This window comes from Acaryochloris sp. CCMEE 5410, assembly GCF_000238775.2.
Lineage (GTDB): Bacteria > Cyanobacteriota > Cyanobacteriia > Thermosynechococcales > Thermosynechococcaceae > Acaryochloris.
In genome coordinates this window covers 869,073-888,298 of sequence record NZ_AFEJ02000002.1, presented here as the reverse complement: position 1 = coordinate 888,298, position 19,226 = coordinate 869,073, and the positions used below count along the sequence as shown (strand labels likewise).

Below are 19,226 nucleotides of genomic sequence, written 5' to 3'. Positions count from 1 at the left end.
CTGATGCTACTTAGCAGTTAACAACGAACCATTTCATAGACGCCTTGATACTGCTCTCCAGGATGATTCCAGGAATAGTCATAGGCCATCCCCTGCATCACCAACTTTTGAAACTCTTTAGGATAATCCGTCCATAGCCCCATCGCTCGGTTCATGGCTGACTCTAAGGCTTGGTTATCGGTCTGATAAAAGACATAACCATTGCGTTCGTCAGGCGTCTTTTCTGGATCGAAATCGCGATCAAAGACGGTATTTACTAGACCACCCACCCCACGCACAATGGGGACGGTACCGTACTGGAGGCCAATCACCTGCGTTAAGCCACAGGGTTCATAGTTACTGGGCACCACAATCATATCTGCCCCAGCATAAATCAGATGGGCCAGTTCTTCGTTAAATCCGAGTTCGAGATGGCAGTCTGGGTTGGAGTTAAGGAAATGCTTCTCATGCCAGAACCAAGTATTAATTCCAGGCTCAGTAGCAGAACCCAAGAGAACAAATTGGGCATTTTTATTGAGGGCATGGTAAATGGCATGGTGCACCAAATGCATCCCTTTCTGCTCGTCCAATCGGCCAATAAAGGCAATTAGAGGCCGATTGACATCTCTAAGCAATAATCGCTCCCGTAGCGCCTTTTTATTCAGGGCTTTACCACTTAAATCATTGATGGAATAGGGATGAGGAATATAGTCATCTTTTTCAGGGTTCCAGACATTGTAATCAATGCCGTTGAGGATACCGCCAAATTTACCCTGATGGATTTCTAGGGTATGTCCTAACCCATAGCCCACCGTTTCGTAGCGCGCCTCCCAGGCATGGTGAGGGGATACGGTATTCACATAGTTGGCGTAAACAATCCCACCTTTCATCAGATTGAGGGCAAAGGGATTGAAATTGTCTAACAGGCGATCGTAGTTGAAGTAATGGGATTCTCGATTGAGCCCCGTTGCCCACAAAACATTGGCTCCAGCGATGCCTTGATGCTTAAAGTTATGGATGGTGTAAACCACACGCTGGCGACCCATGCCATGATATTGATACATCTCGTAGAGCAAGACAGGCACCAGTCCTGTCTGCCAATCATGGCAGTGAATAATATCGGGGCGTTTATTGGATCGGAGCAAAAACTCTAGGGCTGCTTTACTGAAGAAGGCGAAGCGCATATGGTCATCGGTCGCCCCGTAGTAATGCCCCCGATTGAAGAAATTATCGCCAGAGTTGGGTTGGATAAAGAAGCATAGTTGGCCATGAACCCAACCACAAAAGACGTTGCAATGAACAGCTCCGCCATACCAAGGCACTGACAAGTCTCGATAGGCTTCATGCAGACCCCAAACATGGTCGTAGCGCATGCAGTCGTACATTGGCAAGATGAGTTCAACGCAATGGCCCCGGACTTCAAGTTCTCTACTCAGACCATAGACGACATCTCCGAGCCCACCGGCCTTGATTACTGGGGCACATTCAGAGGCAATCTGGACAATGTACACAGTCACTCCTTGATTGAATAAATCTTTTTAGAGAAAATATAAATAAAAGCTTAATTTACAAAAGTATATATTTATATGGCTCTTAAATCAGCAGGAATCGCAAACTTCCTTTCTACCTATTGGGTAAATATAAGCTGGAGGAGTGGTCTCTAATCCTGCCCTATCTCAACAACATTAATGCTTTACAGCTTGTACGTTGGGGGCGGGTTGAGAGAAGAACATCCCTTCGAACCATTACTGCAAATACCACAATAGTTGTCCCCTTGCCCTCTCAACATGAACTTTATTGACGTAGCCCATAAAGATTATTGACAAGAGCTTTAGTAAATCTTCATACAAAGATTCACGATGCACCTTTGATACAGTATCGTTCTACAAGGCACTCTTATTGCACTTATCAACATTCAGTTCAGACTGAATATTATTATTTTTAGGGTTAAGGAGCATACAAATTGTTCACACCAACTTTTCTTACGGTTGCCGTCCGCGCGGTTAATTGGACCCCAGCAGTAGGTGTTGTAATGATTGCAGCCAATATTTTGGCAATTGCGATCGCAAAGTACAGCATTCAATATCCCAATGTTGGCCCAAGCATGCCAGCATCCAACTTGTTTGGTGGGTTTAGCTTCAATGCTGTGTTGGGGACCCAAGTGTTTGGTCATGTCTTAGGTGCTGGAGCGATTCTAGGACTCACCTATTTGGGTGTTCTTTAACGCTCTAGATCCAAAGCCTAGGGGTTACCTCAACTAGATTCGGTCAAGCAGTCAGGGTCTCAGATCTCTGGCTGCTTTTGTATGGCAGGTTGCGTCAGAATTCCATTTAAGAATATATCTGCTAAGGTCTCGGCCATTTCTCGCTGAAACCCTGGAGAAGGGTCTTCATCCATCAGCGTATCCTGGCTAAATCCAGCGATCATGAACATCCCTAGGAACACACGGGCAACAACCTGGGGGTTGAGGTCACGATAGGTTCCTCGCTCAATCCCCGTTTGAATAAAGGCTTCCACCACGCTGGTCATTTTAGAAATAATTTCAGCTTGAATTCGATCTCGGAGTTCAGGATGAAACTGGGCTTCCATAAAACAAACCCGCATCAGGTCGGCCTGTTTGGGAAGCGTTAACATACGCTCACGCATCAGTTTGGCAATGGATCGATAGCTACCCATCTCACTTAAATGAGTGAGTAGGTCTGTCAGCATTTCACTCCAGCCTTGGGTGACCACTGCGACCAAAATGGCTTTTTTGTTCTCGAAATGCCGAAATAGGGTGCCCTCAGCAATCTCAGCAGCTTCTGCTAGTTGACGTGTCGTCGTTTTTTCAAATCCTTGACGGGCAAATAACCGCTGGGCAGCTTCTAAAATACGGTGGTTGACGTCAGTTTGTGGAGCAGTGGAGTGGCTGGAAAGTTGCATGATTTCAGACCTGAAGCAACTGATTAGCTTACATTGTCCAATGAATTTTGTAGAACCGACTGAAGCATTGGTGTTTCTTTACGAAGGTAATTTCTGAATATAAATGATTTGGATTCGAAAGCATTTCAAAGAAATTGCGTTTAGAACTCTGGGGAATACTGAGAAAGAACGTCTAAGAGCTAGATTTTGGGTTCACGGTTGATGAATTTCCGAATCAAACCCTATGAGAGTGTTGGGCCAGTCAAGATAGGAATGACTCCTAAGCAAGTTCGACGAGTCTTGAAGTGTACACCAAAAACATCTATGCTTTCTGACTCCTCTGAAATTAGGGATCACTTTGGTGTGCTTGGGTTGAATATTTGTTATCAAGCTCCCAATCATCTTTGCGATCGGGAGCATGTCACCTTTGCAGATTGTTTTGAAATCGTTCAGGATACAAGTGTTGCCCAGAAGTCTTCATCAATGAACTCCGAAAAAGCAGCTCAACTCAAAGTCCATCTTGATGCGATAGCCCAATTACTGTACGAAGAAAGCGATCCAGAGAACCTGAAGACGCTAGAAGGTATTGAGATGACGGTGCGTCAGCAAATTCAGACCCATGTCAGTCCCGAACTCGGTCATTTTTATCCGCACAGCTACTGGCACAGCAGCAGGCCGCAACCGACGCCTGAAAAGCACCTTGGGCGTTCTAAGCATTACAACTCAACAGGCACAGCATCTAGCCGTTTCCCCCTATCGTCAAATCAGTCCTCATTTAGAGAATTGTTGCTTGCGCATCAGTGCCAATGTCTCCTATGCTCAAACTGCTAAAGATGTGGCTTATTTAACTGGGATTCAGGTACCAGCCAAAACCCAGCAGCGATTGGTGCATCAACAACGGTTTCCTACCCCCCAGGCTCATGAAGCTTTAACCGAAGTGAGTGTAGATGGTGGCAAAGTGCGCATCCGCACCCCTTTAGGACACCCTTGTCAGTGGAAAGACTATAAAACCCTGGCAACGCATGTGGGACTCATCGCGGATTATCACAATAATGCCCGGCTCATTGACTGGACTCACCAGCAACCGTTAGCCTCTCCACTGACTTGTTTAGGGGATGGTCATGATGGCATTTGGAATATCATTCGTCAGCTGAGCATACCTGAGCAACGGCGAGAGATTCTGGACTGGTACCATCTGGTGGAAAATCTTCATAAGGTCGGTGGGTCCCTCAAACGTCTGCACCAGGCTGAGCAGCTCTTATGGCAGGGGAAGGTTGATGAACCTTGGCTCTATTTGAGTCATTGAAGAAAAAGCAGGCCCAAGTCTTTTGCAACTATGTTCGCAAACATCGGCATCGGATCGTCAATTATGACTATTACCAGAGTGAGCAAATCTGCTCTATTGGGTCTGGGGCTGTTGAATCTGCTATCAAGCAGATTAGTCGCAGAGTCAAAATTTCAGGGGCGCAGTGGAATGAAAGTAATGTCCCGCAAGTGCTGGCACATCGGTGTGCTTACCTCAATGGCTTAATTGGAATGCAAAGGTGACATGCTCCCTTTGCGATCGCATTCTTCTATTCCGACCTGCAAATCCAATTTTCCAAAATCGTAGTCTGCTAAAACGACTGTCCATGGAGAAGTTAAGCCAATGGATTCAGTCGATGGACAAGTCAGCCATTATGACTGGAATTGAATGTGTATCCTTTCAATTTGGCTTTGCGCTGATTACACCCAGTTTCAAGCTTTTCAAACATAAGCGCCCCAAAGAAGTCCTCGTTTTTAAAGAAGACTTTTACGATTATCTTCAAAAATAACTAGTAAGGTTCAACTCATACTTCGATGGCAAAAAAGAAGAAAAAAAAGCCGGGCTGTGGCTGTGGCAGTATTCCTTTCTCCGTGATCTTGTTGGTTTTAGGGGTTGGAGGGTGGTGGTTTAGCCAAGCAGAGAATCGACAGCTAAGCCGATATTTCCCCAAAGATACAACGGTTACCATTCCCGTTTTAAACCAGCCAATTACTCTCAATCCATCATCGCCTTCTCCGGCTCCCAGTGTTGTCCCTATTAAACCAGTCGAACCCCTGCCGACGCCAGAAGTGGTCGAAGTTGAGGTGCCCAAGGAAATCGAATTTCCCAAGGCTTGGACTCAGAAGAAGATGCGGGGAATTTATCTCAGTCGATATCAAGTCACCAATAACGCATCTGAAGAAACCATTCGAGAACGGGTTCGATATTATCGCGCCCAAGGGTTCAACACCATCTTGCATGGGGTGTGGGGCAATGCCTGCACCATGTATAAAAGCGAAGTAATGGCCCAACAGTTGGGTTTTCCTAGCTGCCCAAATCTATTTCAAGATCAATGGCTGGACTGGCTCATCGACGAAGCCCATAAGCAGGATATGCAAGTGCATGCCTACTTTGAAAAAGGCATCAAAATTGATAAAAACAGCCCCGTTTATAAACGGGCTGTGGCTGAAAAGTGGCTGGTCCCTGGCGTCGATAAAACCTATAGCGGTATTGAGCATTATGTCCTGGATGTGGACAACCCGAAAGTCGCAGACCTATTCACAGACATTACGGTGGAGTTTGTGCAGAAATATCCCACCATCGATGCGGTGCAGTGGGATGACTATTTGGGGTATCACGCTGAACTCCCAGGCAAGGTGGACCGAACCGCCAGCCTCACAAAATTTTCCCAGCGCATGATCAAGGAAATGAAAAAAGCAAACCCCAAGGTGAGTTTCGATCTGTGTCACCATAATCCTTACTGGTCCAAACGCTATTTTGCTGCGGATTGGAAGAACTGGGACGTGGACCGGGTCTTTGTCCAAGCCTATAACGAGGCTAATTTTGCCAAGGAATTAGAGTACGCTCACGCCCACGTCGGTATTGCCATTACTGACAACCAGCTCCACCGGTTACAAGGACTCGTCGAGGATCCTAAAATAAAAGGCATTTTAGTGTTTCCCCTATCCGGTAAGCCTGAAGAAACAGCAGTCAAAGTTAAAGATCTGGTACTCAAGGCTGATAAAGGGTAACTCACAGACTTAAATGGGGTGGAATCACCACCGATATTAAATCCTGACAGACTTGAACCAGTTAGGAGTTGGAGCCCCCCTCAAACAATTAACTTCCAATAATTAATAGGTGTAATATCGCTATACTCCGAACGAGTTGAAAGTTTACTTTTTAGATGAGCTTAAAATTCCTTGGTAGAGAGAGTTGTAGCTCAATCTGAAATGTTAAGCCCTCAGCCGTTGGCAGTATATCAGGATTTGCCAACGACTTCCACCAACAGGCTGATGGTCAATCCCAAACTAATCCATACCAATCGAGTTAAAAAGACAACTTGGTTTGAAAAGATCGGTTTCATAATATTGCACCTAAAATTTTGTTCATACCTACCAACAGAAGCAAAAAAAGACACCCCCTTCTGCCTCAAGAGAGTGTCAAGCTAGCGTCGTTTTGCCAACCTTATTCGCGTTGTAAGACTTCTTGGAGTTCTTGCAACGTCGGACCTCCAAAGAAGATTATGTTCCAAACAACCGAGAACAAGATGGGAGCCAGTACCAAGGCTAGCCGCAGATCAATTCCAGCAATCATCGTTGGGGTAACAGCTTCATAGGCATCCATTCGGTTAATAAACTGCATAGATGCAATTGCACCGAGGAACCACACCAAAGGAACGCCCAATGTGTGGACCGCCAACCAGCGCACCGTATAGATAGGATATTTCCTTTGGGGCGGTCGCTGGAGCTGAGTTCTTGCCGTCATATCGAATGCCTCCTAATTGTTGGTATCAAGACTTGGACTAAGATTGCGAAAATCATCGATTTGCTGTTTACCGGCATACCGATCCGTCACAATTTGAATTTGAGACTCAGACTGAGAAAAATACTCATTAGGGTGGGGAGTTCCAAAAACATCGTATGCTAGCCCAGAACTGACAAAGAGCCATCCCGATATAAAAATAGCTGGAATATTAATAACGTGGAGCTTCCAGAAAGAAAAATCGGTGATAATCTCACCAAACGGGCGCTCACCTGTTACACCGGCCATAAGCATCTCCTAACTTAGTTGAGAATAATTCTTATTCACAGGCTTATTATTGCAACTAATTTTCAATAATGCAAGAGATGATTTCTGTTCTCATTTAGAGATTTGATAAGTAAAAGCTATAACGGCGCAAATCCAGCCCTTGGAAGCGAGGAGCCAATCGTCATCACCAGCCCATTTTTTGCCCTTTCATGAGCAATGATTTTAATTTTTATTGAGAATTGTTGTAAATTTGGAGACAGACTGAACGCCCTAAACCTCAGCCTAGTGTGTTGTCCTTTATCTACTGTTAAGCCTGGACACAGCTCTTTAACTTGGAATGATTTTGTGGAAACAACATCACAACCTCAGCTATCACTAGCCGCTGCCCTTATATACAGGCATCTATCCCCTCAGGCCCATAGGAAAATATCTTGTCAGGACGGTACATGTATACTTCTAGCTCACTCAAAGCCGAATTAAATGAGCAAGGTTGGCGACTGACTCCTCAGCGGGAAATCATATTGACGGCCTTCCAAGAATTGGAGAAAGGGCAACATCTCAGCGCCGAAGATCTCTACGAGCTGTTAATGCAACAAGGTAACCCCATCAGCCTTTCCACCATTTATAGAAACACTAAGCTTATGTCCCATATGGGAATACTCCGAGAGCTGGAATTCGCTGAAGGGCATAAGCACTATGAGCTAAATCAACCCTACCCGAATCATCACCATCACCTGATATGCGTCAAATGTAATCAGACGATTGAGTTTAAAAGCGATTCCATCCTCAAAGTGGGGAAAAGTAAAGCGAAGCAATCTGGATTTCATCTCCTAGACTGTCAATTGACGATTCATGCCATTTGCCCAACTTGCAAAATTGCAAAGGGGTAGCGATCTACCCCTCTTGCCTGAACCCAATTATTTAATTTCTAAGGCTTCTGAACCGCCTTCCTCTAAAGTTCTTAGAAGTATTCCCAGCTGATACCACACCAATAGCCCACTGGATAGCACCACAAAAGTAGACATGGTAAATCCAACAGCCCAGGTAACAGCAAAAGTCGTTAAGGATGAACCCACAAAAATCCAGCTACAAATACAAATCCCTAGGTAAGGTACAAATAACCTGGGTTCATTAACATTCCTGAGTGGCTTTTCAGATAATCCCTCCGACCATTCTTTTGTTTTGCGTTTGATTGACACTTCAAACGCTTTGCCACAAGCAAATCCGCAGAGGGCAGCAATGCCAATCAAAAAGTATGGCGGATCAGGAATTTCAAAAAGAAAGTGCATGCATTACACCCTATAGAGCGAACTGAGGAACATTCAGCAGAAAATATATCTATTCTGATTGAAACTCAATTTGTTGGTAAAAGCACATTTTAATCTAGGGTAAGTAGCCCTTTCCTTTAGAGGAGAATCAATGGCTTAAGCCTAGGGCACCCAGGGCTGTTTTAAGTTAGCAGCGAAAAAATAATATCGACCCGATTAGCAAGCTTAGTCATCGCGGTTTTGAGGGATTGATAGTCGTTTAGCCGCAGGATATTAATCCCAATAGTTCTAAGCACTGACCAATTGAGCAGTGCTTGTTCATCTTCGAGTCGATAATCATCTTCGCCAAAAACAACATCCTTCGGCCAATGCAACCGATTTTCAATGCCCCAATGTTCTCGGACCAGAGATTGCCAATGATGGGGTGAGGTGGCAGCTGAACTGATGTAATAGGCCGTGTTGTGATACTCCTTTCCTTTGCTTTGTGCCCCATCGTTGGACACAAAGCACAGAGCGAATTGCTGTCCATTCTTGTAGGGCTATGCCGACAGGCTCATAAACCTGTATACACCGATGTTCATCTCGTCCTCTACTTTGGGCGGAGTGGATGTGCTCAGCCATGGGTTTAAGACACTCAAAGTAAGTCTGGAGGTGGTCGTAAAGTCTTCCCTGATTGGATTTGACCGCCACAAGATAGTCGTTACCCGAGGCCACAATCTTCTCAAGTGTTTTTTGGGCGTGTAAGGCATCCATGGTAATCAGCAAGCCATCGAGTTGAAGGGTTTCCAACAAAGCCTGGACGACTTTGATTTCGCTATTATCCTCCTGAGTGAGGGCTTCGAGCTTGAGGGTGGTGCCTGCTTCCACCGCAAATAAACTCACCAACCCTACAAAACGCTGCTTCCCCTTGGCATCTGTCAGCCCCTGACGAATCCGTTTGCCATCAATGGAGGCTGCATAATTATCGGGAGAGTGAGTCTGGGCTTTCGAGAGCATCCATGCTTCAAATTGGTGGCTCAACGCTTGGAAGTCAAGACCCTTCATCACTCGACGAAAGGTACAGTGAGACGGAACTTCGAGGCTCTCAAGCCCCAATAGCTCACTTAAAGGCTGGCGATAATCGCTCACAAAGGTTTCTAACGGACGGTACCCTTGATATCCAGCAAGCATGCCCATCACCATCAATAGCAACAGCAGCCATAACGGATGAATACGGCCATGGGCACTGCGGAAATCCGGGACTTGCTTCAAAGTATCGATTAGATGGCTCATCGGTCTCTCTACTGTTGGTCAGTAGAACCATCCTATTTTTTCTAGGAGGAACGTAAAACAACCCTGCTAGGGCACCTATTTAAAGCGTTTTAGACTATCAAGCCCACCTAATCCGCCATTGGTTAAGTCCAGGCAACTGAGAATTTTCAGAAATGAGGGTGCGATGGATAAATGTCGGACTCGTACCAGTTTGTTTTCCAGCCCAAGGGGAATTGCTTGGACCAGGAATGGAACATGGGTTAAGCAATTTCTCTGTCGAACTTAATTTTTATATTTTTCTGGATAAATCTAGGGGGCTTGTTGCCGATATAGTCGAATTCAGCCAACTTATATTGACTAAACTGCACATCCAGCTCACTATAAGCAATTTTGGGATCTCTCTTGGAAATTGAGCTGGCTAGTCCACCTTCTTCGCCAACACAGGACTTGAAGTCTACCAAATACAAGTTGCCGCCACTGTCAAAGCTAAAGAAAGGACCATCCTGGCCGCCAATTGAATAATTTCCGTCTTGACCATTATCCAAATCATAAATATTCCGATTACAGATGGTCTCTTCTGTATGCTTTACCCCCGTATGGGGAGAAATATATTCAAAAGAAAATCTTGCATCCTTACCCAAATCATTGATGGTTAAGCTGCCCATTAACCCTTCCAAATCTTTGCCACTATTTAAGGCATTGACCACAGTATCTTTGTCATAGGAAACCTTGCCAGAGATCACTCCCTCATCTCCAATATTGCCAGCACTCTTGAAGGAGTAGGTGGTAGCCCATGCGGAATTAGTCATCATCAACAAACCTAAGCACACACCTACAGCGCTGATCAGCAAACGCTTGAGACTATTGCGAATCATCGGTGATAATCCTCTGTACAATTTTTATTGATAGTATATCTCAATAATTACACAAGCTTGCCAACAGATCAAAATCGCATCTATCGACAAAAAGTTCAAAATCCATTGTGAATAGTTAGTTTTACTGCATAAATCTGCTGCCAAGCTATCTATCAGCTCTAATATTATTGAGTTTTATTACAGCTGCACATCTAGATTATTGACACTTACTTTCAATAAAACTATTCTGGCAATCATTGATCGCTCTAAAAAATGTTCTCCTCTCAGAGACATGGCAAGGGGAGCTGTAAGTACTCAGTTCCCTATTTTTTTTCAGGGCTAGGCCGTGGTTATTGCACGCCGCCCCAGCATCAGACTATTGCTGCAAAACTGAATCCTACCCTTGACTGACTAGAACGAGAATCTAGCAAAGTCTGCAGGATTCAGTGCCCATGAAAGGTGGAGATATGAAACGCATTGCTCTCAGATTAATCACCATTTTTCTAGCAGGTGCCATTTTCTTGAATGGTTCATCGGCAGCGATGGCGCTTCCCAGTGCCGATAGTCACTCATCTCATCCTCAAGGTGAACCATCATCGACCTCGGACAAAGCAGAATTTCTATATTGGTTCAAGCAATGTGAACATCTTCAAGGCCAAGATGCCTTAGCAGCTTGTGAACAAGCCTTGAAGATCAATCCCCATGTAGCCGCAGCTTGGATCAACCATGGCCAAAAGCTATTCGATTTTCGTCAATATACGAAAGCTTTGATTTCTTTTGAAAATGCCTTGTTGCTGAAGCCCGATTACTCCCTGGGTTTGGCCAACCGATGCGGTCTTCTCACTGTCTTAGGTCGATATCCCGAAGCCTTAGATTCCTGTGACATGGCTTTAATTGGTGATCAGCAATGGGGATTTAGTGGACAGGTTCTCGCCTGGAATAATCGGGGCGATACCTTGATCAAGCTGGAACGGTATGAAGAAGCATTAGCCTCTTTCCAAAAATCTTTAGCGATCGACCCCAACGATGTTGCGGCCCAGCAATATCGTCATGTTGTCCTGAAAAAACTAAACCGTCGCGATCACTCGCGACCACAAGCGCCTGGTTTTATCCCTTCACAACAAGAGTCACAAATCGCTCTTGTTCCGTACTGATACAGCGCAGCGATATTCAAAACCCTCGTTTTGTCCTTTTTCTTTTATTTATATATTGGAACACCATTATGGAATCCTCGATTGAAAACCAAGACTATCCCTGGTATGCAGGGAATAGCCGCTTAATTGAACCCTCTGTTTCAGGGAGATGGTTAGCTGCCCATATTCTCCAAGCGGCCATTATTATGTTCTGGGTGGGGCTCAATACCCTATCGGAATTACAGGTCTTTGACCCCGATGTTGCTATGTATGAGCAGGGATTAGTGCTAATCCCTCATATGGCAGCTGAAGGGATAGGCGTCGGTCCAGGGGGAGTGGTTACGGATACATTCCCCTACTTTGCCATTGCCTTTGTGCATTGGGTTGCGAGTTTAGTTCTCCTATTTGGTGGCTATTATCATCTTGCCGTGGGGCCGTCTGACCTGTCTAAAGGAGGCCGAGGAAATACAAAACGGTTTGCCTTTGACTGGGATGATCCAAAACAGTTGGGATATATCTTAGGCAATCACCTCCTTTTTATTGGATTCGCTTCAATCCTGTTTGCAGGCTGGATGATCAATCATGGTATCTATGACCCCACCGTTGGGGAGGTTCATGCTGTCACCCCCACGGCTGAGAACTTTACCCATATCTACCAATATGGTTGGTCAACGCCTGGATTTAATCCATTTTTTATCGATAATTTAGGGGATTTAGCCGCGGGTCATATTTTAATTGGCCTCTTCGACATGCTCGGCGGAATTTGGCATATTAATGTCGCCCCCTTTAGTTGGGAACAACAGCTAGGTGCTCGACGAGATAACTATAGCGCTGATGGGCTGATTGGCTTATCCCTAGGCGGTGTTGCCATCATGGGATTTATTTCTGCCTATTTTTGTGCGGTCAATACCTTTGTCTATCCGGTTGAGTTTTACGGTGCTGCGTTGGAAGTGAAATTTAACGTTGCCCCTTACTTCAAGGACTCGGTTGAGTTAGGAGATGGTGTGTATAGCTCCCGAGCTTGGCTATCCAATGTGACTTACTATGTTGGCTTCTACTGCTTGCAGGGCCATCTATTCCATAGCCTCAGAGCCATGGGCGTCAAGTTTGAAAATCTCCCTAAAGCTCTTGGTGCGGCTTTCAAAGTTGAATCTTCCCAGCCTACAGAAGCAGCTCAGCCTGCTGGCGAATAGCATTTCAGAGATTGATAGAGCTATCTTTCTCGTAACTTGGCAGGATGGCTATCCCCATAAGGTAGCCATCTTGCCTAAAAGCGGCAAGGCTTGCTTTACCAAAGCGATTAGGGTCTCAACGCCATTCTTTTTAGATAAAAAATTTTCTGAACCACTCAAAGGTAATGTCATGACCGAAGAACAGACAGCCACTGCCAATAATCAAGTTGTCTCTGAACCCAATGCCGAAACACCTCAAGTGGCAGCAACGGCTCCCCCTGAACAGGCTGAGGTAGCCACTCCTGAACCCACCAAAGCAGAGTCCCCATCTCCGGCGGCAAAATCTGAGCCAAAGGAAGCACAACCCCAGTCCTCCCCTGAAGGCCCCCGGTTTTCCTCAGGGGTGCTGTTTTTCCTCTGGGTATTCTGTACCCTCGTTTTTCTCTCCATTGCTGCGGGCTATATTGCCACTCGATAGTTCCCTATTCCCCATCTATGCATCTAAATTTTCCCATTCCAGAGGAGTTATTTTGATCTCTGGCTAAGTGGGGACATTCATTAAATCGATGAATGCGGCATAGCTGGGGATTTGGTTTGGATTGAGAAGCAGGAGGCAAAGCAACTTCGAACTCGAACAGAGCCGTGTTGCCGATATTGATGCCCCAAATCATGGGCGTATCGAGGATAGCGGCAATCAGATATTGCAAGATTCCTCCATGGGTTACTACCCAAACTCGATCTGAAGATTGGTGAGTATGATAGAGGGTGTGGATGAAACGGTAAGTGCGATCGCAACAATCAGACAAGGTCTCCCCCCCTGGGATGGGAATTACCTCCTGGCTATTCATCAACTGTTCACACAGTTCAGGGTGCTGCTCTTGGGCCTCTTGCCAAGTCAGCCCCTGAAAAATGCCATTGTCAATTTCCAGTAGAGCCTCATCCGTTTGAATTAGGGGGAAATCATCGCCCTCCGGGTAACCCGCCACCAACATCTCCAACGTAATCACTGTCCGTTGGAGTGGACTACTGTAAAGATGCGTCGGTCGCCAGCTTTGCTGGGATAAAAATTGCCCTAAGAGCTGTGCTTGCAGAACCCCATGAGGCGACAGCAGCTCATCCAACTGCCCTAACATCCTATGTTGGGTATTTCCCCGAGTCTCGGCATGGCGAATCAACAGCAATCGCATGATCGCTTGAGTTCCTAACGATTACTCTGTCAGCACCTGGCATTGCGCATGATGCCGGAGTAAATGATCACACAACACCAAAGCAACCATCGCTTCCACCATAGGTACAGCTCTCGGCAATACGCAAGGATCATGGCGGCCTTTCGCCGCTAATGTTGTCGCTTCACCCGCCTGATTGACCGTTTTTTGGGGTTTGCCAATGGTTGCGGTTGGCTTAAATGCTGCCCGCAGCACAATATTTTCACCATTAGAAATACCACCTTGGATCCCACCAGACCGATTGGTTACGGTGCGAATACGACCTGTCTCATCGGTATAAAACTCATCATTATGTTCTAACCCCGTCAGCTGAGTACCCGCAAATCCTGAGCCAATCTCAAATCCTTTACAGGCAGGCAAAGACATCACTGCTTTGGCTAGTTCAGCCTCCAGCTTGTCAAAGACAGGAGCGCCTAATCCTTTCGGCACCTGACGAGCTACGCATTCCACCACACCTCCGATCGAATTAGCATCCCGTCGGGTTTGATCAATTAGGTCAATCATTTTCTCAGCGGTTTCAGGGTTGGGACAGCGCACCATATTAGCTTCTACCTGAGCTAAGGTCACTTGATCCGGATCAACATCCGCTTCCACGGTTTTAATCCGTTTGACATAGCCGATCACCTCCACCCCAGCCGCTTGCTGAAGAATCTTTTTCGCAATCGCCCCAGCTGCGACTCGGCCAATGGTTTCCCGAGCAGATGAGCGACCCCCTCCTTGCCAATTCCGAATGCCATATTTCGCATCATAGGTGGCATCAGCATGGGACGGCCGATAGACCTGGGCCATCTCACTATAGTCTTGGGGGCGAGTATCTTTATTCCGCACCAAAATGGTGATCGGTGTTCCTAATGTTTTTCCCTGAAACATGCCCGAAACGATTTCGCAGGTATCTGTTTCTTTGCGGGGCGTGGTGATTCGACTTTGCCCCGGTCGTCGCCGATCTAACTCAAACTGAATGTCTTCTACCGCAATTTCAATTTGAGGTGGACAGCCATCGATGACGACCCCAACACCGCCACCATGGGACTCACCAAAGGTTGTAATTCGAAATAAATGTCCAAAGGTATTTCCCATGCTCTTGATCTGACCGTGCTAAACATATACTGGGCAAGCTGCCTGTCTTCACTATCTCATTCGACCTTGTTAAATAGCCAAAAAAAGAGAGGGAAATATTTCCCTCTCCTCAAGAGCGTTGGTTATGGTTGGAATAAAAGGTTAGTTATGTTGAGCAGTCTGTGTGCGTAGTTGTTCCATTTGGGCAATGGCTGTATCGACCTGTTGGGGGGTGTAACTGGTCAATTCTGTAAGCCAATGCTTGATCAATTCTTGCGAAAGATCGTTTGGATTTGTCAACATTTCAGTAGTACTAGACATAGACTTCTCTCAACTTTTGATCCAACTAGTTTGGAAATAACCGTCTCTTGAATCCAAATACTAATCCCAATGCACACTAATATAGCCAAGGCAATGTAAGAATAAACAGACAGAAAAGGTCAGAAATCTTCGAAAAAAAGTCAGCGATGCCACCTGACTTTTTCTCAGAAGGTCATATTTATTCTAAAAAATAAAATAATCTTTAAGCGACCTGGGTGAGACAGGTAGATAGATAATCGGCGGTCACTGTTACCAGAGCAATGACTTTTTCATAGGCCATACGAGTGGGTCCAAGTACGCCAACACTTCCCATCGGCAATTCGCCTTTTTGATAGGTTGAAGAGACCAGGGAGTAGGCCTGAATAGACTCAAGGCTATTTTCTGAGCCGATGCGAACGTTGACTTTCGTACTCCGATGTACCACATCAGCCCCTTGTTTAATCTCATCAGCCATCAACTCATTAAAAAGAGGTCGAAGCAGATCTTGGCCATCTTCTAATAAGTGAATTAAGGTCTGAGCCTGCTGTAATTCAGAGAATTCAGGCTGTCGCAAAACCTCTGCTAAACCACCCACTAAGATATTTTTAGGACTGAGGGATTTACACTGTTGTGTCAGATCCGTCAGCAATATTTTTAAGAAATCAGTATATTTTTGAAATTCCCGATCCAGTTCACATGGATCCAGCGCAACTAAGTCTTGCAATGAACTTCCCACAAAATGGTGGTTCAAAAAATTAGAGAGAATCTGCAGTTCCTGTTCAATTCGGTCTGGATCCACTTCATCCCAGGTCGAGTGGGGTAACTCCATCATCACGGACTGAGTCTCGTAGGCATCGGTCACTAAAATCAACATGACCCGATGGGGCTCAACCTGGACGAGATGGAGATGGCGGATAGTGGAGGTCGTGGCTTGGGGCAGGGTGATCAAAGCCACACAGCCGCTCAAGGTCGCGAGAATTTGAGCAGCATCGCGAAGCAGCACTTCAAAAATCCAGCTGTCAGTTCGTAGCTTTTGATCGAGGGCATGTTTAATCTGGGACATCAATGTGGTTGAGGGCATCACCAGTTCATCCACATAATGCCGATAGCCAAAGTCTGAAGGAACACGACCCGCTGAAGTATGGGGTTGAAAGAGCAAGCCTTCTTCCTCCAACCTCCCCATCACATTGCGAATGGTCGCTGGACTAATACTCAAAGAATATTCTCGTGCTAAAGCTTTAGACCCGACCGGTTCAGCCGTAGCAATGTAGTGATCCACGGTTGCCCGCAAAACTTGTTGTTGACGGTTAGTAAGGCTAAGGTCCATAGAACTTGGGTAAAAAGTGCGTTCAGACTTTAATAGCGTGGGATGCTGGTGTCTACCTTCATTGAATAAGCATCAATGCCACCACTGACATTCTTGACGTTAGTAAACCCATTTTGACTTAACCATACACAAACCTGAGCCGATCTCATGCCATGATGGCACATTACCCAGGTTTCCTGATGCTGATCGAGCTGTTGGCCAATGGTAGTTGACCACTCCGCAAACTCACTGAGAGGAATATTTTGGAATGAATTCAGACTTGCGATCGCAACTTCCTGAGGTTCTCTAACATCTAGGAGTTGAATGCGAGTTGCATCATCGTTCAATTGAGCTGCTAGCGTCTCTACATCAATTTCGGGAATACTAGAAAAATCTTGTGAATACATCGTTGATAAGGCAATAACTAAAGAGTAGTGACTTGCAAAAAGTGATTGTCACAATTTATTCATTTATGTATGACCTATTCTGTCATACGCTTAGCAGAACGTGGAATCCATATTGTCTAACTATATTCGAGCCGTTATGTCCCGAGCGACATATACTGCTGCTGCCGATGGCACAACCTATGGAGAAATACCTGGGTTCGAGAAGGTTTCTGCCCGTGCAGACACCCTAGAGCAATGCCGGCATGACTTAGTAGAATCTCTAGAAGAATGGATTTTCTCGAGAGTAACCCGACAATTACCGGTCCCTATCATTGACGGTATTCAACTATCCACAAAAGAAATGATGTAATCTCTGTGGTCAAGATACTATAATGTAATTCCACAACCTGGGGCTGTAACGGTTTCGACGTTTTAGCAAACGTAGCCTCATGATTCAGGCCGAGAGTGAGTCATCTCTCGCAAATAAAAGACTCAAAACATCGTACATGCGAACAACATCGTATCTTTCGCTCGTCAGCGCACGGCTACTGCTGTTGCCTAAAAAAACCTAACTTGGTTTGAGCATCTGTAGATTGACTCCGTTAATTTCTATGGATAACCCCCAACGGATGCACCACTAGGGTTTCTCTGTTGTCTCTAATGGTAAAGACTTACAACTGAGCATCCCATCGTCCGGGATAAGTGGCGATTCCCGCTTTGAGGATTAGAAAAGCTAAGCCTGTGAATGAATGGGGAGCTAATAGCTAGGGCGGACACGGGTTCGACTCCCGTCAGCTCCATTAATTAAGTAGACTCATAGCGTTCTGCAACTCACCTTAAACCCTCTACAATACAGGGTCATATGTTTGGCAACCTTACTTTAAGCAAGTTTGGCTATTCAATAGAATCTGCATGCTCTATATTGGTAGGGCTGATCCTCAAGCAACAGAATTCAATCTTCATGCTCCTCTTTGTCGAGAATGACTACCATTCTATTTAAAACAAACACCGTGTGGCTCAATCTCTCACTTATTCTCAGGCTAATTCCAATTAGCCAGAATTAAGTCAATTACAGTAAGAAATCGTTAGACAGAATCATCCTTGTAAGGATTGATGTATTCAAGAGTGGTAGCTCCCTTTCTGTCCAACACCCTTGAAATTATTGTTGGGTACTTGTCAAGAACAATACCTTCAACTTTTTAACAATCAGCTCTTTCCACTGGGTATCAGCTTCTCAGCCATCATGTGCGGAAAGGTTAATGTCCCCAAGCTGGGAGCATGTCACCTTTGCAAGCTAGTATTTATACTCATCTCAGAAATCCTTGCTAGCCTTGCTTTCAGACATCAAATTTTTAATTCTAAATTTTTGCATCTGCAAAGGTGACATGCTCCCCCCAAGCTTCCCAACGATTATAGAATTTTGAACAAAATCTAACCCTATCCACAACAGCATGAAACAATTAGTTTGTCTTATTCCTTAATCTGGATAGTCTAGCTGTTTTATCTAGGAGTTATAACTATGACTAGCCTAATCACAAAATGCTTGGCGTTACCTTCAAATTGAGGATCAAAACAGCATTCGAAGAAGATTCATAATTGTCACCGAACTAAGATCCAAGCATAAGACACAGGTTGCTATTCACTACTATCTAAGCCTTACTCCCCTTTTTTGTTTAATTTTCTACACAAAATGTGAGTATTTTTCTGATATAGCCATCTTTTACCGATCTATGGGCATAATCTAATCAAGCCATAATTCATCCTATGGCTTCAGGTTCGATTTTGGAATTAGACCGAACCTGATTTCGTTAATAAGGGAACTATCCCCTGTCTCTGAGTGCGGCAGGGGATATTTTTATATCAAAAACCCTTTAAAGCCGCTATCGACACAGATCCTAGCAACATGGCCTTGCAAGCTAAAGTTGCATATCTAAAGAAAAAGTTTTCTTTTTTCTAGGAGTGGGAATACTGAGATTAGCTTATCTAAATTGGTTAGAACGTTGATTGTCACTCGCGCACTTCGGTTGGTTTGCGCGAGTGTTTTTGTATCAAAAATAGGGCAAAGACAGACTCAATCAATAGCTCATGTCATCGCACCATGAAGAATCACTGAAGCTCTGCATAAAAACAGCAAATTGAGAAGAAGGTTAATGCATCCAAAAGGTTTCGCCCATTCATTCCAGAATAATTGAACGTTAATCAGTGTATCGTAGCGATGATCAAGATATCCTGCGAGTCGTACAACAGCCTCAACAGTTCCTATAAACGACAACAATTTAAGCATCTTCAGTGTCTTGGCTGTTAGAGCTTTAATTATCCTAAACACGCTAGTCCAAAACTACGCACTTTCAGTGCGAG

General features: G+C 45.1%; 19 protein-coding genes, 1 other RNA gene and 2 pseudogenes. 10 read left to right on the top strand and 12 right to left on the bottom strand.

Annotated elements, in window-relative coordinates; translation table 11 throughout:
* Positions 1–17: 17 nt before the first annotated feature.
* Complete coding sequence (gene glgA / locus ON05_RS24920; protein ID WP_010477773.1) at positions 18–1,490, bottom strand: glycogen synthase GlgA; 1,473 nt, start codon at positions 1,488–1,490, stop codon at positions 18–20.
* A gap of 452 nt (positions 1,491–1,942) precedes the next feature.
* On the opposite strand from glgA, the gene psaK reads away from it, so the two are divergent.
* The gene (psaK, locus tag ON05_RS24915; protein ID WP_012161712.1) at positions 1,943–2,203 is read left to right on the top strand and encodes a photosystem I reaction center subunit PsaK; all 261 of its coding nucleotides are present in this window, start codon (positions 1,943–1,945) and stop codon (positions 2,201–2,203) included.
* Between the two features lie 59 nt (positions 2,204–2,262).
* On the opposite strand, the gene ON05_RS24910 is transcribed toward psaK, so the two are convergent.
* A complete protein-coding gene (locus tag ON05_RS24910) occupies positions 2,263–2,901 on the bottom strand; it encodes a TetR/AcrR family transcriptional regulator (protein WP_010477769.1) in 639 nt (212 codons plus the stop codon).
* Positions 2,902–3,363: 462 nt separating this feature from the next.
* Here ON05_RS24910 and ON05_RS24905 point away from each other — a divergent pair.
* The 3 genes and pseudogenes from ON05_RS24905 to ON05_RS24895 all read left to right on the top strand — a co-directional run bounded on the left by ON05_RS24905 (position 3,364) and on the right by ON05_RS24895 (position 5,916).
* A pseudogene (locus ON05_RS24905) lies at positions 3,364–4,428 on the top strand (ISKra4 family transposase).
* The gene (locus tag ON05_RS24900) at positions 4,425–4,694 is read left to right on the top strand and encodes a hypothetical protein (RefSeq protein WP_139025762.1); all 270 of its coding nucleotides are present in this window, start codon (positions 4,425–4,427) and stop codon (positions 4,692–4,694) included. Before ON05_RS24905 ends, ON05_RS24900 begins: the two are co-directional and overlap by 4 nt.
* Positions 4,695–4,719: 25 nt before the next feature.
* Positions 4,720–5,916: a family 10 glycosylhydrolase gene (locus ON05_RS24895; RefSeq protein ID WP_010473534.1), complete on the top strand. Its 1,197-nt coding sequence runs from the start codon at positions 4,720–4,722 to the stop codon at positions 5,914–5,916.
* A gap of 595 nt (positions 5,917–6,511) precedes the next feature.
* Here ON05_RS24895 and psbF read toward each other — a convergent pair.
* Positions 6,512–6,652 (bottom strand): annotated as a pseudogene (gene psbF, locus ON05_RS24890) (cytochrome b559 subunit beta); the annotation flags it as partial.
* Between the two features lie 12 nt (positions 6,653–6,664).
* The gene (gene psbE, locus ON05_RS24885) at positions 6,665–6,937 is read right to left on the bottom strand and encodes a cytochrome b559 subunit alpha (RefSeq protein ID WP_010473528.1); all 273 of its coding nucleotides are present in this window, start codon (positions 6,935–6,937) and stop codon (positions 6,665–6,667) included.
* Between the two features lie 425 nt (positions 6,938–7,362).
* On the opposite strand from psbE, the gene ON05_RS24880 reads away from it, so the two are divergent.
* Positions 7,363–7,806, top strand: a complete 444-nt coding sequence (locus ON05_RS24880; RefSeq protein ID WP_010473527.1) for a Fur family transcriptional regulator — start codon at positions 7,363–7,365, stop codon at positions 7,804–7,806.
* A gap of 27 nt (positions 7,807–7,833) precedes the next feature.
* Here the strand turns inward: ON05_RS24880 and ON05_RS24875 are convergent, their stop codons facing one another.
* The 3 genes from ON05_RS24875 to ON05_RS24865 form a co-directional block, all read right to left on the bottom strand.
* Complete coding sequence (locus ON05_RS24875; protein WP_010473526.1) at positions 7,834–8,205, bottom strand: hypothetical protein; 372 nt, start codon at positions 8,203–8,205, stop codon at positions 7,834–7,836.
* 161 nt (positions 8,206–8,366) lie between these two features.
* A protein-coding gene (locus ON05_RS24870; protein ID WP_262561528.1) for an ISAs1 family transposase occupies positions 8,367–9,456 on the bottom strand; the annotation gives its coding sequence in 2 pieces (ribosomal slippage) (positions 8,367–8,660 and positions 8,662–9,456; 1,089 coding nt in all).
* A gap of 239 nt (positions 9,457–9,695) precedes the next feature.
* Entirely contained in the window at positions 9,696–10,310 is a 615-nt protein-coding gene (locus tag ON05_RS24865) for a hypothetical protein (protein WP_010468371.1), read from the bottom strand.
* A gap of 446 nt (positions 10,311–10,756) precedes the next feature.
* Between ON05_RS24865 and ON05_RS24860 the strand changes: the two genes are divergently transcribed.
* The 3 genes from ON05_RS24860 (at position 10,757) to ON05_RS24850 (ending at position 13,072) form a co-directional block, all read left to right on the top strand.
* Positions 10,757–11,443, top strand: coding sequence for a tetratricopeptide repeat protein (locus tag ON05_RS24860; protein ID WP_236618812.1), 687 nt, complete (start codon positions 10,757–10,759; stop codon positions 11,441–11,443).
* Positions 11,444–11,511: 68 nt separating this feature from the next.
* Positions 11,512–12,615: a chlorophyll a/b binding light-harvesting protein gene (locus tag ON05_RS24855; protein WP_010468375.1), complete on the top strand. Its 1,104-nt coding sequence runs from the start codon at positions 11,512–11,514 to the stop codon at positions 12,613–12,615.
* The gene (locus ON05_RS24850) at positions 12,569–13,072 is read left to right on the top strand and encodes a hypothetical protein (protein WP_010468376.1); all 504 of its coding nucleotides are present in this window, start codon (positions 12,569–12,571) and stop codon (positions 13,070–13,072) included. Before ON05_RS24855 ends, ON05_RS24850 begins: the two co-directional genes overlap by 47 nt.
* A 4-nt stretch (positions 13,073–13,076) precedes the next feature.
* Here ON05_RS24850 and ON05_RS24845 read toward each other — a convergent pair whose 3' ends face one another.
* The 5 genes from ON05_RS24845 to ON05_RS24825 all read right to left on the bottom strand — a co-directional run bounded on the left by ON05_RS24845 (position 13,077) and on the right by ON05_RS24825 (position 16,889).
* On the bottom strand, positions 13,077–13,781 hold the full coding sequence (locus ON05_RS24845) for a histidine phosphatase family protein (RefSeq protein ID WP_010468378.1): 705 nt from the start codon (positions 13,779–13,781) through the stop codon (positions 13,077–13,079).
* Positions 13,782–13,802: 21 nt separating this feature from the next.
* On the bottom strand, positions 13,803–14,897 hold the full coding sequence (aroC, locus tag ON05_RS24840) for a chorismate synthase (RefSeq protein WP_010468380.1): 1,095 nt from the start codon (positions 14,895–14,897) through the stop codon (positions 13,803–13,805).
* Between the two features lie 141 nt (positions 14,898–15,038).
* Positions 15,039–15,197, bottom strand: a complete 159-nt coding sequence (locus tag ON05_RS24835; RefSeq protein ID WP_012161729.1) for a hypothetical protein — start codon at positions 15,195–15,197, stop codon at positions 15,039–15,041.
* Positions 15,198–15,399: 202 nt separating this feature from the next.
* Positions 15,400–16,503, bottom strand: coding sequence for a heat-inducible transcriptional repressor HrcA (gene hrcA, locus ON05_RS24830; protein ID WP_010468384.1), 1,104 nt, complete (start codon positions 16,501–16,503; stop codon positions 15,400–15,402).
* A gap of 29 nt (positions 16,504–16,532) precedes the next feature.
* The gene (locus ON05_RS24825) at positions 16,533–16,889 is read right to left on the bottom strand and encodes a rhodanese-like domain-containing protein (RefSeq protein ID WP_010468386.1); all 357 of its coding nucleotides are present in this window, start codon (positions 16,887–16,889) and stop codon (positions 16,533–16,535) included.
* Positions 16,890–17,001: 112 nt separating this feature from the next.
* On the opposite strand from ON05_RS24825, the gene ON05_RS24820 reads away from it, so the two are divergent.
* Positions 17,002–17,238, top strand: coding sequence for a type II toxin-antitoxin system HicB family antitoxin (locus ON05_RS24820; RefSeq protein WP_010468388.1), 237 nt, complete (start codon positions 17,002–17,004; stop codon positions 17,236–17,238).
* Between the two features lie 39 nt (positions 17,239–17,277).
* Positions 17,278–17,671: a transfer-messenger RNA gene (gene ssrA / locus ON05_RS24815) on the top strand.
* The last annotated feature ends 1,555 nt before the right edge of the window (positions 17,672–19,226 follow it).